Source organism: Streptomyces javensis (assembly GCF_039525925.1).
GTDB classification, from domain to species: domain Bacteria; phylum Actinomycetota; class Actinomycetes; order Streptomycetales; family Streptomycetaceae; genus Streptomyces; species Streptomyces asiaticus.
In genome coordinates this window covers 15,859-27,739 of record NZ_BAAAIF010000063.1, presented here as the reverse complement: position 1 = coordinate 27,739, position 11,881 = coordinate 15,859, and the positions used below count along the sequence as shown (strand labels likewise).

The following is an 11,881-nucleotide window of genomic DNA, read 5'->3' as shown; positions in this document are numbered from 1 at the left end:
GCCCCGCGGCCGGCGTCCCCGGCCATCGACCCGGCACGCACCACCGGCAGCCGGACCCGAACGCCGTATGCCGGGTCGCCGGCCCGGCGCCTCGCGGCTCGAGCGTTGGCTGGGCAACAGCCCGCTCGGGCTCGTCCTGACCGCGCCGTACACCGCCTACGTCCTGGTCGTGTTCATCATCCCGTTCGGGGTCGGCGTATGGATGGCCTTCCACGACTACTTCTTCACCGCGCCCGGCGTCTCCGTGCCGCACCCGTTCGTCGGGTTCGACAACTTCACCGAGGTCCTCGGAGAGGAGAAGACCCAGCGCGCCTTCGCCAACCTCGGGTTGTTCATGGCGATCAACATTCCGCTGACCGTGGTGCTGGCGCTCGTGCTGGCGTCAGCACTGAATGCCGCGACTCACTGGCGCGGCTTCTTCCGGGTGGCGTACTACGTGCCGTACGTGACGGCCTCGGTCGCCACGCTGGCGGTCTGGCTGTTTCTGTTCAATGGCTCCGGTGCCGTCAACAACGTCCTCGGCCCCTGGGCCCCGGACCCGTCCTGGCTGGCGAACAAGCACCTGGCGATGCCGCTCATCGCCGTCTACGTCACCTGGAAGCAGCTCGGGTTCTACATCCTGCTCTACCTCGCCGCGCTACAGAACGTGCCCAAGGAACTGCACGAGGCGGCACTGACCGACGGAGCCGGGCGCTGGCAGGCGTTCCGGGCCGTCACCCTGCCAGCCGTCCGGCCCGTCACCTCGCTCGTCATCCTGCTGTCGATCATCACCGCCGGGCAGATCTTCACCGAGCCGTTCCTGCTCACCGGCGGCGGCCCGAGCGGCGCCTCGCTCACCCCCGCGCTGCTGGTGTACCAGCGGGGCATCGAGCAGGGCGAGCCGGATGCCGCGGCCGCCATCGGACTGATTCTCGTCACCGGCGTGCTCATCATCGCGACCGTCGCCCGGCGCGTCATGGAGAGGGACTGATATGGCCCGCACCTTGCGCATCCTGCGCTACGCCGCGCTCGGCCTCGGCGCCATCGCCGCGCTGCTGCCGTTCTACTACATGCTCATCGGGGCGCTACAGAAGAAGCGCGACACCGGCCTCGGCGGCCTACTGCCGAAGCCGAGCAACCTGACCCTGGACAACCTCGCCGGTGTCGACGACTCCTTCAGTCTGTTGGGCGCCCTGGCCAACTCGCTGATCATGACGGTCGGAGTGGTGGTCTGCACGCTGGTCTTCGGCCTGCTGGCCGGCTACGCCCTGGCGATCCTGCGCTTCCGCGGCCGCGGCCTGGTGTTCGCGCTCGTCCTGCTGGTCCAGGCGATCCCGTTCCAGTTGCTGATGATCCCGCTGTACGTGATGGTGGTGCGTTACTTCGGCCTCGCCGACAGCTACGCCGGAATGATCCTGCCGTTCGCCATCAACTCCGTCGCCGTGCTCATCTTCCGCCAGTACTTCCTCCAGATCCCGCGCGAGATCTTCGACGCGGCGCGCATGGACGGAGCGAGTGAGCTGCGCATCCTGCGCTCCGTGGCGGTGCCACTGGTGCGCCCGGCGATTCTCACAGCCATGCTGGTGACCTTCATCGGCCCGTGGAACGAGTTCCTCTGGCCGTTCCTGGTGACCAAGGACCAGGGGATGCAGCCCCTCGCGGTCAGCCTCGCGAACTTCTCGCAGGCCAATTCCACCTTCCAGGCCAATCCCATGGGCGCTGTGCTCGCCGGTGCCTGCGTGCTGGCGGTGCCAGCCGTCGTCCTCTTTCTGCTCTTCCAGCGCCACTTCACCTCCGCCAACCTCGGATCCGCGATCAAAGGCTAGGTATGACCCGGCTCAACACCGAAAGCGCGCTCCCGTATGCACTGAACCGGGTCGGCGTACTCATGAACGCCGACCCCGCCGACCCCCTGGAGGCCGAGGGCGTCCTCAATCCGGCCACCGCCTGGGGACCCGACGGCGAGCTCTATCTCTTTCCCCGCATGGTCGCGGCAGGCAATGTCTCCCGGATCGGCCGCGCCCGAGTCGTGATCGAAGACGGCGTACCGGTCGGCGTCGAGCGCCAGGGCGTGGTGCTGTCCCCGGACGAAGGCTTCGAGCGGGGTGCACACAATGCCGGCGTGGAGGACCCCCGCATCACCTTCATCCCCGACCTGGGCGTGCACGTCATGACGTACGTCGCCTACGGTCCGCTCGGCCCGCGGCCCGCGTTGGCCGTCTCTACGGACACGATCAGCTGGCGCCGTCTGGGCCCACTGCATTTTACGTATCAGTCGCACCTGTCCACCGACTTGAACTTCTTCCCCAACAAAGACCTCGTCTTCTTCCCCGAGATCGTGCCCGGCCCCGACGGCCGTGCGAGCTTTGCGATGCTGCACCGGCCGATGTGGGACCTGGACTGGCTGCGCCCGGGCGAGGGCGCCCCGGCCCCGGCCGGGGTGGCCGACGGCCGCCCGTCGATCTGGATCGCGTACGTAGACGCCGAGGCGGCCCGCCGCGATCTTTCGGCGCTGACCTCGCTGCGGCACTCCGCTCCGGTGGCCGCTCCGGAGATGCCGTTCGAGGTGGCGAAGATCGGTGCGGGTCCGCCGCCGCTGCGGGTGCCCGAGGGCTGGCTGCTCATCCACCACGGTGTGACCGGTCCGGTCGCGAGGGGCTTCGAGCTCAGCCATGGCGCCGTCTACCGGGCCGGGGGCATGCTGCTGGACCCGGACGATCCGGCGCGGGTGCTGGCGCGCTCGCAGGAGCCGTGGCTGTCTCCGGAGACCCGCGAGGAGACGGTAGGAACGCTTGGCAACGTTGTCTTCCCGACTGCGATCGAGCGCATCGCGGGGACTGTCTATGTGTTCTACGGGATGGCGGACAGCGCGATCGGCGTAGCCGCTCTGGAGCGGACCGCGGACTGACGCCTCTGACCTGTGAACCGGCTTGCGGCCGGCGGAGAGAAGCCGTCGGCCGCAAGCCGGTTCATGTCTGCGCTTCGCGTCACCTGAGGGGCTGCGTCACCGTCTTGCCGAGGTTCGGGCCGGCGCCCAGCGGGAAGCTGGCGCGACGGGTGCGGCCGGGGGCGGCAAGGGTGACGGAGACCGTCAGGCCGGGCTGGTCGGGGTTGGCGACACTCACCACGGCGGAGCTGCCGTCCTCGTCGAGCATGATGAGGGCGGGCTGATCGACCCGCAGCGTGCGGCCTGATCCCAGGTCGAGGGAGCCTGCGGCGTGGAAGGTCGCCATCGTCAGCCGCAGCCGCGGGTGGCGGACCGCTTGGACCTGCTCGTCGTTGCGCAGGATCCTGACGACCGGCTTGGCCGCATAGGACCGGACCTTGTCGGGTGTCGCGCCGGGAAGGAGGACGTAGGCGTATGTGGCTCCGTCCGGGGTGGTGCCGTGGTCGAAGAAGAGGGTAAAGGCATTCCGCTTCACCGGATCACGGTCGAGCCAGCTCCCGGTCTGCTCCTTGTTCGAGACCTTCAACGGCCCACCCTCCGGGAAGACATAGCCGATCTCGTCGTTGTACGCCCAAGAGGCGGCGGTGGCAGCTGAATCGGTCCCCGGGCGTACGGCCTTGCCGCCGACGGAGGCATTGGGCCGGGCCGCTCCCTGGTTGACGGTCGTATGGACGGCGTGCCGCGAGGTGGAACTGATCCCGGCGCCGAGCGCGACCATCTCATCGTCGAAGTAGAAGTAGCTCTTGCGCCCCGTCGTCGAGAACCGGTCGAGGGTGAAGACGCTTGCCCCGTACCGCCCGTCGGAGACGCCGCCGGTGAAGCTGCCGCGGTTGGCGGGACTCGACTGCGTCGTCACCTTGGTGTAAGGCGCGGTGACGCCCGGGTAGTGGAACCAGTCGAAGGCGGGTACGAGGTCATCGTATTCCCGGTTCGTGACCTGGATCGAGGTGGCTCCCGCCGCATTCCAGTCGATCTCGTTGCCGACTTCGGGCCGGAAGGTGGAGCGGTACTCGCTGCCCTTCATGCGAGGGGAATTGACCCTGGTGAAGATTCCATACCCGTCCCGCAGATGTGAGGAGAACTCCGAGCGCCAGAAGTACTTATGCCCGGTGACGCCGTTCTCCCGGATCTTCCCGCGGATATTGTCGGCAAGTCGCTGATACGCCGCCGAGTTCGTCTCATCGGCCCGCACCATCCGGTCGAGCGGCTCGAGGAAGTCGGCCGCGTAACTCGTGATGCCATCGATGGTGTTGGGGGGCCGGTACCCGAGATACATCATCCCGATCTCCCCGCGGATCAGCCAGCGGGTCCCGTCGAGGATGTAGAAGGCGATGGCGTCGATGTCCTCGGGCGAGAAGGCGAAGCTGGTGCCGCGCGCGACATCGGCCCAGGCCGCCACGATGGTGAACAGGGCCATGCCGTAGCCCTCGCTGTAGAGCTGCGCCCCATGTGCCCAGAAGGACGAGTCCACCTGCACGGCCTCGGTGACCTTACCGCTGCTGTCGACGGCGACCGTCTGCGACATGGTGGCGTAACCCTGCTCGATGTCGGCGGTCGCATGTTTCGCGACGGCCTCATAGAGGTAGTTCTCGGTCCTCCAGGAGCCGTTCGCCCCGACAGGGTCCAGGCGGCCGGTGTTGTGGGCGTAGGTCACCTCCCGCGCCTCGGTGCTGAGTTCGTCGCCGACGAAGATTGACACCCGGCCCATGGCCATCGACTTGCCGATCTCGACTTCCCACCAGTTCGTGCTGGTCGGTTTGACACTGTCCCAGTAGAGAAGCGCACGGTTCAGGGCCTCGATCAGCTCCGATTTGCCGTAGCCCGCTGCATCCGGGTCACGGTAGGCGTGAGCCATTGCGGTCATGCGGTACAGCGCGTGATAGGGCGACCAGACCCGACCGTTGGCGGAACTGGTGGTGTCGCCGTAGTCCACATCGGGCCACGAGCCGTCGGCGCGCAGGGACTCGACATAGGTCAGGGCCTCGGACGTACGGGCCAGGAAGATGCCATTGGCGATCCTCACCTGGTCGCCCTGGGCAAGGAACCGCTGTCGCAGGCGTTCGATGATGAGTTGAATGTCATCCGTGACCGCTCGACTCCCACCGGCCTCCGCAGCCCGCGCGAGGGCTGGCACCGACAGCGTCAGCCCGGCGACACCGGCGGTGATCCCGAGGCCCCCGAGTAGGACGCGACGTCGATCGGGCAGGGGTACGACTCCGTTTTCCGTCATGCGGACTCCTTTGGGCGCGCCCAGATCCTGACAACGCTGCCGTGGGGGCGTGCGTCGGTTGACGAGGTTTTCCGGGTGCTGATTCGGCCACGGCTTCGGCTTGTTGCGTACCGGTTTCTAAACCGGTTTGAAGTCGACTCGTCAACAGTTACCGGCTACGGCCTGGGTACGTCAACAGTCGCGACGCTGGGTGGGCGAGGGCGGCTTCGGCTCCCTGAGGGGGGCAATACCAGTGATTCAGGTGGTTTTCCGGCGAGGTCGGTCTGGGGCTCCGTCGGTCCCCAAGACCGGGCGTGCCTTCCTGCCGATGGTCGCCGGGCTCATGTTCCACGCTCCTATCCCAACTCGTGTGGGTTGTGCGTACCCGGATCGGCCCTCAGCCGGATCAGCCGGGCGGGCTTGTCGTGGCCGCCGCTGCCGAAGCGTTCGCCCGCGGCGGTCACCCACAGGGCGTCCGGGTCCTCCGGGTCGATCGCCACGGAGGTGCTGGTCTCGACGCCCTGGTCGGCGCGGGCGATATCCGTGCGCCGTCCGTCCGGAGCCAGCCGCAGCACGCTGTCGAGCGTGTGGGTGGCCAGATAGAGGGTCCCGTCGTCGTGCACCGCGAAATCGTCCGCGAACAGGCGCTCGGCCACGACCTCGAGGTGTGTGGTGTCGGTGGCGGCGGCCGGTACGCGCAGCAGCGGCGCACGCGCGGTGTTGGTCAGGAAGACGTCAGCGTGGGGAGCGGACGGACTCACGCCGCGGGAGGCGGCGCTGGTACGCGCGCTGTCCTGGTCGGTCGCGGTGGCCCTGCGCCGCGCCTGCGCCAACACGCCGCCGCCCGCGGCGCGGGGCGTGCCCGGCCCGGGCGTACTCGTGCTCGACCAGGTCGGCCGCACCGTGGTCGCCAATGAGATGGCACGGTACTGGTTGCACGAGCCCGGCACGCTGCCACTCCACGTGGTGGCGGCGGCCCGGGCCGGGCGAGGCGGAGGGGCCTATCTGCGAGTGCGGGCCCGCACCGGACGTTGGCTGTCGGCGATGAAGGCGTGCGATCTCGCCCATGCCGGGGAGGGGGAGGCCCTGGTGGGTGTCCCCTCCCCGGTGGGTGGGGTCAGCGCAGGCGCAGGGCCTCCCGGACGGTGGTGAACAGGTCGGTCTGGTTGGTCACACCGAGGACGCGGTACACCTCGGGCCCCTGGGCGGCGATGCGCACCTGGGTGCTCCTTGCCGTCGAAGGGGGCCCGGCTGTGCGTCGGGCCCGGCCGGATCCGGCTTCAACTAACTTGCGTGTCGACTAACAAGTTTATACGCTGCTCGTCATCCCCAAGGAGGCTTTGATGATCGATATGGATGAGCGGGCTCTTGACGCGCTGCTGGCCGAGGACCCCGGCGGCCCGGTGGTGATGCTGAACCTGCTGCGGTTCCGCCCGGACGGAGGCCGCGAGAGCTACCAGCGCTATATGGAGGCGCTGGGCCCGGAGATCCACGGGCGGTACGGACTGCGGGTGGAGTACCTGGGGGACGGCGGTCGTGCCCTGGTCGCCGAGGACGGGCAGGCATGGGACACGGTGCTCCTGGTGCGCTACCCCAGCCGCCAGGCGTTCGCCGACATGGCCCGGGACCCCGACTATCGGGCGGTGGCCCATCTCCGCGCCGAGGCGCTGGTGGAATCGGTCCTGCAACCCACGGTGCCGCTCCAGGGCAGTGTGATCTGATGCCCGCGGTCTTCGTACACGGCAATCCCGAGACGGCGGCCGTCTGGGATCTGCTGCTCGCCGAACTGGAGGCCGCCGGTGCCGCCCCGGCCGAGCTGATCCGGCTGTCCCCGCCCGGGTTCGGCGCTCCGCTGCCGGACGGATTCGGGGCGACCGTCCATGACTATCGCGACTGGCTGATCGGGGAGCTGACACGCTTCGCCGAGCCCGTCGACCTGGTGGGCCACGACTGGGGCGGCGGACACGTCCTCAACGCGGTGATGAGCCGCCCGGACCTCGTACGCAGCTGGGCCAGCGACACGATCGGGGTCTACGACCCCGACTACGTCTGGCATGAGCTCGCCCAGCGGTGGCAGACACCGGGAGTCGGCGAGGCGGATGTGGCCGAGCGCTTCGGCGCGCCCCTCGAGCGGCGGATCGCGACGCTCGTCGAGCGGGGGATGGGCGAGGCGGTGGCCGAGCGGGTCGCCGAGGGCCAGAACGAGGCGATGGGCCGGGCCGTGATCGCGCTCTACACCTCCGCCACGCGACCGGTGATGAACGAACTCGGCCGGGACCTGGAGAACGCGGCCCAGCGACCGGGGCTCGTACTGCTCGCCACCGAGGACCACGTGGTCGGGACCGTCGAGCAGCGACGCCGCGGCGCGCGCCGGGCCGGTGCCCGGGTGGAGGTGCTCGACGGGCTGGGCCACTGGTGGATGACGCATGACCCGCGCCGTGGTGCCGAGGTTCTCACCCGCTTCTGGGCCTCCCTGGACCGCGGGTAGCCGAGCCGCCCGGACGTGGATGCCGCATGTACGAGGCCGCCGTCCCCGCCCCGCCGATGGCTCAGGGGCGGGGGCGCAGTCCGGGTGCGGTGGGGGGCTTGCCGGTGAGGTTGGTGATCAGCTCGGTGCACAGCTCGCGGAGTTTGATGTTGCGGTGCTGGGAGGCGGAGCGCAGGATGCCGAAGGCCTCCTGGGCGGTGCACCGGCGCTGTCCCATGATGATGCCGAGGGCCTGGTCGATGACGCTGCGGTGGGCCATGGCGTCTTGCAGCTGGCCGGCGAATTCCAGTGTGTCGGTGATGCGCTGGGCCAGGGCGATGGCGCCGGTCGCCTGGGCGGCGAGCGAGCGCAAGGAGGTGAGATCGGCTTGTGCGTACGCCCTCGGCGGGGCCGCGTACAGGTTGAGGGCGCCGGTGGTGTGGGTGCGGGCCGCTATCGGCAAGGAGAGGGATGAACGCATCCCGCAGGCGACGGCGTAGGCGGGGTAGTCGCCCCACCTGGTCTCCGCGAGCATGTCGTCGATGAGGAGTTCCTCTCCGGTGCGCAGCGCCTGTGGACAGGGGCCCTCGTCCTGGCCGTACCGCTTCTCGTCCAGCTCCGGCGCCGCGGTACCGGAGCTGACCACGGTCAGCGGCCGGCCGTCCCGTTGCAGCGTGAGGCCGGCGCCCTGGGCGCGGGACAATCGCAGGGCCGCGTCGGTCAGTGTCTGTAGGAAGTCTTCGAGTGAGTCGGTGTCCAGCAGCCACTGCGTGATGTCGCTGCCGTCGTACGTGTCGTCGACACTCATCCGGGGTCCCTTCGCGAGGCCCGCGGCCTCTCGGCCGGCATCGTGATGTGCCACCGGGGCAACGGAATCCAAGTCCGAAGGAACACCTCCGGTGCGGCCACTGCCTGACGTCGGAGTTGAACGGCGCGGCAAGGCCCTTACGCCCGCACGAGTACCACTTTGTGCCCCATGGAATCCGTGAGCGAGCACATCCGCGCAGCGGTCCCTGCCCGCATGAACCGCGTTTGCCGGGAGTGATCCAGATGGCTACGGTCGGGCCCATGGCGGATATCGCGGACGACGAACGCACCCGCGCGGCGCGGTTGGTGGATGCCCAGGCGAAGGCCGTGCGGCTCTTCGCGGAGATCGAGGAGCGCGGGCTGGTGGCGTCCGGGGAGGGGGAGCGGGCGGTCAGTGACCGGATCCGGGACCTGGCGAACGAGATGTTCGGTACGACCCGGCACTGGCACAAGCGGATCGTGCGCTCGGGGCCGAACACCCTCCTGCCGTACCGGGAGAATCCGCCGGACCGGGTGATCGGTGCGGACGACATCGTGTTCGCCGACTTCGGGCCGATCTTCGAGGAGTACGAGGCCGACTTCGGCAGGACGTTCGTCCTCGGCGACGACCCGGCCAAGCACCGGCTGCGGGACGATCTGCCCAGGGTGTTCGCCGCCGGGAAGGCCTTCTTCGAGGGCGATCCGGAGATCACCGGCGAGCGGCTGCACGCCGAGGTCGGCCGGCTGGCCGCCGAGGGCGGCTGGGAGCTGGGCGGCTGGCACGCGGGGCACCTGGTCGGGGAGTTCCCGCACGAGACGATCGACGGCGCGGACGTGGAGTCGTACATCACGCCCGGCAACGGCACACCGCTGCGGCGCACCGACAGGACCGGGCGCCACTGCCACTGGATCCTGGAGATCCACCTCGTCGACCGGGAGCGGGGGTTCGGCGGGTTCCACGAGGAACTGCTCACCCTGTGAGCCGGACGCACCGATGGCGGACCGTGTCCCTACGCACCGGCCCCCGCGGCAGGCCCGGATATCCGCTGCCGATGAGGGAGTTGGAGCTGATGCCGAGCCACGCGGCGTCACCGGGTGCGGTTCGGGCCTCAGCGGCGTCGTTCGGGCCTCAGCGGCGTCGTTCGGGCCGTCGGCCCGGCGGTTGGGCGGGCTCGGGGAGGGCGGTGGGCGGGTCGAGCGGCCGGGTCTGCGGGGCGTCCTCAAAGAGGGTGATGACCTCGCCGCCGTGGCTGATCCGGACGGGGTCGCCCTGCCGCAGCGCATAGGTGACCCGCGAGCCCGTGATGTCGACGCGCAGACAGCTCTGCCGGACCCGCAGCGAGAAGGCCAGCCGGTGGAGACTCTCGGGAAGCCGGGGTGCGAAGTACAGGACGTCCCCGTGGTCGCGCAGGCCGCCGAAACCGGCGACCAGTCCGATCCAGGTGCCCGCGAGGGAGGCGATGTGCAGACCGTCGCGGGTGTTCTTCTCCAGGTCCGCCAGGTCCATCAGCGCGGCCTCGCCCAAGTAGTCGTAGGCCAGCCGCAGATGGCCCACTTCGGCGGCCATCACACACTGCACACAGGCCGACAGTGAGGAGTCCCGGACGGTCAGCGGCTCGTAGTAGGCGAAGTCGCGCGCCTTCTGGTCGCGTTCGAAGGCATCGCCGCACAGGTACATCGCCAGCACCAGGTCCGCCTGCTTGACCACCTGCTTCCGGTACAGATCGAAGTACGGGAAGTGCAGCATCAGCGGATAGCGCTCGGGTGGTGTGCCCTCGAAGTCCCATACGTCGAGCCCGGTGTAGCCCGCCGACTGCTCATGGAGGCCCAGCGCGTCGACGTACGGTACGAACATCGCCCTGGCGGCATCGCGCCATCCGGCGGTCTCCGCCTCGTCGACACCGAGCGCCGCGGCCTCCGCCGGGTGGCGCTCGGCCACATCGGCGGCGGCCCGCAGGTTCGCCCGGGCCATGAGGTTGGTGTACGCGTTGTCGTTCGCGAGCGCGCTGTACTCGTCGGGGCCGGTGACGCCGTCGATGTGGAAGCGGCCCCCGGAGTCGTGATGGCCGAGGGAGCGCCACAGCCGGGCCGTCTCCACCAGCAGTTCCACCCCGGTCCGCCGCTCGAAGTCGGTGTCGCCGGAGGCCCGGACGTAGCGCACGGCGGCCGCGGCGATGTCCGCGTTGATGTGGAAGGCCGCGGTGCCGGCCGGCCAGTACCCGGAGCACTCCGCGCCGTCGATCGTGCGCCACGGGAAGGCCGCACCCCGCAACCCGAGCTGCCGGGCGCGCTCCCGCGCCGCGGGCAGCGTGTTCTGCCGCCAGTGCAGGGCCTCGGCGACGCAGTTCGGCGAGGTGTAGGTGAGCAGGGGCAGCACGAACGCCTCGGTGTCCCAGAAGGCGTGTCCGTCGTAGCCGGAGCCGGTCAGGCCCTTGGCCGGGATCGCCCGCTGTTCGGCCCGGGTACCCGCCTGGAGGACGTGGAAGAGGGCGAAGCGCACGGCCTGCTGGATCTCCGCGTCGCCGTCGACCTCGATGTCGGAGTGGTGCCAGAAGCCGTCGAGGAACTCCCGCTGCTGGTCGATCAGGCCCTGCCAGCCGGTGTTGCGCGCACCGCTGAGCGCGGCCTCCACCTGGTCCCGGACGGCCGGCAGCGAGCGGAAACCGGACCAGCCGTACGCCACGAACTTCTCGACGCGCAGCCGCTCACCGGGGTCGAGCACGGCGGTGACGGTCACGCGCCCCACGTCATCCGTGCTCTCGCCGGCGGTGCGGGTGGATCCGGGGCCCCGCACCACATGGTCGGCGGCGGCCGCGACCCGCTGCCCGCTCGCCGCCGTACGGTGCACAAGACGCAGTCGGAGGTCGAGCGCGAAGTTCTCCTCGGGCAGCAGACATGACTCCAGAGCGGCGCCCACCCGGGGATCGCCGCCGAGCGTGGGCAGTTGCTCATTGGCGACGAGCTCCGACTGGACGACCACGTTCGTACGATCGTCCAGCGGCTCCACTTCGTAGGCGACCGCGGCGATGGCGCGCTGGCTGAAGGAGATCATCCTGGTGGAGCGCACCCGGACCGTCTTGCCGACCGGCGAGGTCCACTCGCAGACGCGGTGGAGCAGTCCGGTACGCAGATCGAGCACCCGCTCATGGGCGCGCAACCGCCCGTAGCGCAGGTCGAACGGTTCGTCGTCGACCAGCAGCCGGATGAGCTTGCCGTTGGTCACGTTGATGACCGACTGGCCGGACTCGGGGAATCCGTAACCGCCCTCCGGGTACGGCAGCGGATGCCGCTCGTACACACCGTTGAGATAGCTGCCGGGCAGGGCGTGCGGCTCGCCCTCGTCGAGGTTGCCGCGCCAGCCGACATGCCCGTTGGACACCGAGAAGACGGATTCGCTCTGGGCGAGTACGTCCAGGTTGAGCTCGGTCTCGCGCAGACACCACGGCTCGACGGCATAGGCATGGTGGCTGATCACTTGCGACCCTCCAGCAGC

The 11,881-nt window shown here is 69.5% G+C and carries 10 protein-coding genes; 6 read left to right on the top strand and 4 right to left on the bottom strand.

From position 1 onward, the window contains the following. The first annotated feature begins 67 nt into the window (after window positions 1-67). The 3 genes from ABD329_RS36975 to ABD329_RS36965 are packed head-to-tail and all read left to right on the top strand — an operon-like array spanning window position 68 to window position 2,887. Complete coding sequence (locus tag ABD329_RS36975) at window positions 68-970, top strand: carbohydrate ABC transporter permease (RefSeq protein ID WP_198276112.1); 903 nt, start codon at window positions 68-70, stop codon at window positions 968-970. Between the two features lies 1 nt (window position 971). Beyond that, the gene (locus tag ABD329_RS36970; protein WP_198276111.1) at window positions 972-1,805 is read left to right on the top strand and encodes a carbohydrate ABC transporter permease; all 834 of its coding nucleotides are present in this window, start codon (window positions 972-974) and stop codon (window positions 1,803-1,805) included. 2 nt (window positions 1,806-1,807) lie between these two features. Then, window positions 1,808-2,887, top strand: coding sequence for a glycoside hydrolase family 130 protein (locus tag ABD329_RS36965; RefSeq protein WP_198276110.1), 1,080 nt, complete (start codon window positions 1,808-1,810; stop codon window positions 2,885-2,887). A 79-nt stretch (window positions 2,888-2,966) separates the two neighbouring features. Here the strand turns inward: ABD329_RS36965 and ABD329_RS36960 are convergent, their stop codons facing one another. Together ABD329_RS36960 and ABD329_RS36955 are read right to left on the bottom strand one after the other, a co-directional pair. After that, on the bottom strand, window positions 2,967-5,156 hold the full coding sequence (locus ABD329_RS36960; RefSeq protein ID WP_198276109.1) for a polysaccharide lyase family 8 super-sandwich domain-containing protein: 2,190 nt from the start codon (window positions 5,154-5,156) through the stop codon (window positions 2,967-2,969). A 335-nt stretch (window positions 5,157-5,491) separates the two neighbouring features. Further along, window positions 5,492-6,049 (bottom strand): SMP-30/gluconolactonase/LRE family protein, encoded by a 558-nt coding sequence (locus ABD329_RS36955; RefSeq protein WP_198276108.1) that lies wholly within the window; start codon window positions 6,047-6,049, stop codon window positions 5,492-5,494. Window positions 6,050-6,478: 429 nt separating this feature from the next. Between ABD329_RS36955 and ABD329_RS36950 the strand changes: the two genes are divergently transcribed. Together ABD329_RS36950 and ABD329_RS36945 are read left to right on the top strand one after the other, a co-directional pair. Continuing rightward, entirely contained in the window at window positions 6,479-6,856 is a 378-nt protein-coding gene (locus ABD329_RS36950) for a DUF1330 domain-containing protein (protein WP_198276107.1), read from the top strand. Then, window positions 6,856-7,623 carry an alpha/beta fold hydrolase gene (locus ABD329_RS36945; protein WP_198276106.1) on the top strand — a complete coding sequence of 256 codons (768 nt, stop codon included), beginning with the start codon at window positions 6,856-6,858 and terminating at the stop codon, window positions 7,621-7,623. Before ABD329_RS36950 ends, ABD329_RS36945 begins: the two co-directional genes overlap by 1 nt. Before the next feature lie 61 nt (window positions 7,624-7,684). Here the strand turns inward: ABD329_RS36945 and ABD329_RS36940 are convergent, their stop codons facing one another. Next, complete coding sequence (locus ABD329_RS36940) at window positions 7,685-8,410, bottom strand: GAF and ANTAR domain-containing protein (RefSeq protein ID WP_198276105.1); 726 nt, start codon at window positions 8,408-8,410, stop codon at window positions 7,685-7,687. 269 nt (window positions 8,411-8,679) lie between these two features. Between ABD329_RS36940 and ABD329_RS36935 the strand changes: the two genes are divergently transcribed. Next, window positions 8,680-9,369, top strand: a complete 690-nt coding sequence (locus ABD329_RS36935; RefSeq protein WP_198276131.1) for a M24 family metallopeptidase — start codon at window positions 8,680-8,682, stop codon at window positions 9,367-9,369. Window positions 9,370-9,517: 148 nt separating this feature from the next. Here the strand turns inward: ABD329_RS36935 and ABD329_RS36930 are convergent, their stop codons facing one another. After that, window positions 9,518-11,863 carry a glycoside hydrolase family 65 protein gene (locus tag ABD329_RS36930; RefSeq protein ID WP_344317508.1) on the bottom strand — a complete coding sequence of 782 codons (2,346 nt, stop codon included), beginning with the start codon at window positions 11,861-11,863 and terminating at the stop codon, window positions 9,518-9,520. Between the last annotated feature and the right edge of the window lie 18 nt (window positions 11,864-11,881).

What these genes read in the sequence shown, in the direction of transcription:
- ABD329_RS36965 (WP_198276110.1), top strand. Translation starts at nt 1,808, where the DNA reads ATGACCCGGCTCAACACCGAAAGCGCGCTCCCGTATGCACTGAACCGG.
- ABD329_RS36940 (WP_198276105.1), bottom strand. Translation starts at nt 8,410, where the DNA reads ATGAGTGTCGACGACACGTACGACGGCAGCGACATCACGCAGTGGCTG.
- ABD329_RS36960 (WP_198276109.1), bottom strand. Translation starts at nt 5,156, where the DNA reads ATGACGGAAAACGGAGTCGTACCCCTGCCCGATCGACGTCGCGTCCTA.
- ABD329_RS36975 (WP_198276112.1), top strand. Translation starts at nt 68, where the DNA reads ATGCCGGGTCGCCGGCCCGGCGCCTCGCGGCTCGAGCGTTGGCTGGGC.
- ABD329_RS36950 (WP_198276107.1), top strand. Translation starts at nt 6,479, where the DNA reads ATGATCGATATGGATGAGCGGGCTCTTGACGCGCTGCTGGCCGAGGAC.
- ABD329_RS36970 (WP_198276111.1), top strand. Translation starts at nt 972, where the DNA reads ATGGCCCGCACCTTGCGCATCCTGCGCTACGCCGCGCTCGGCCTCGGC.
- ABD329_RS36945 (WP_198276106.1), top strand. Translation starts at nt 6,856, where the DNA reads ATGCCCGCGGTCTTCGTACACGGCAATCCCGAGACGGCGGCCGTCTGG.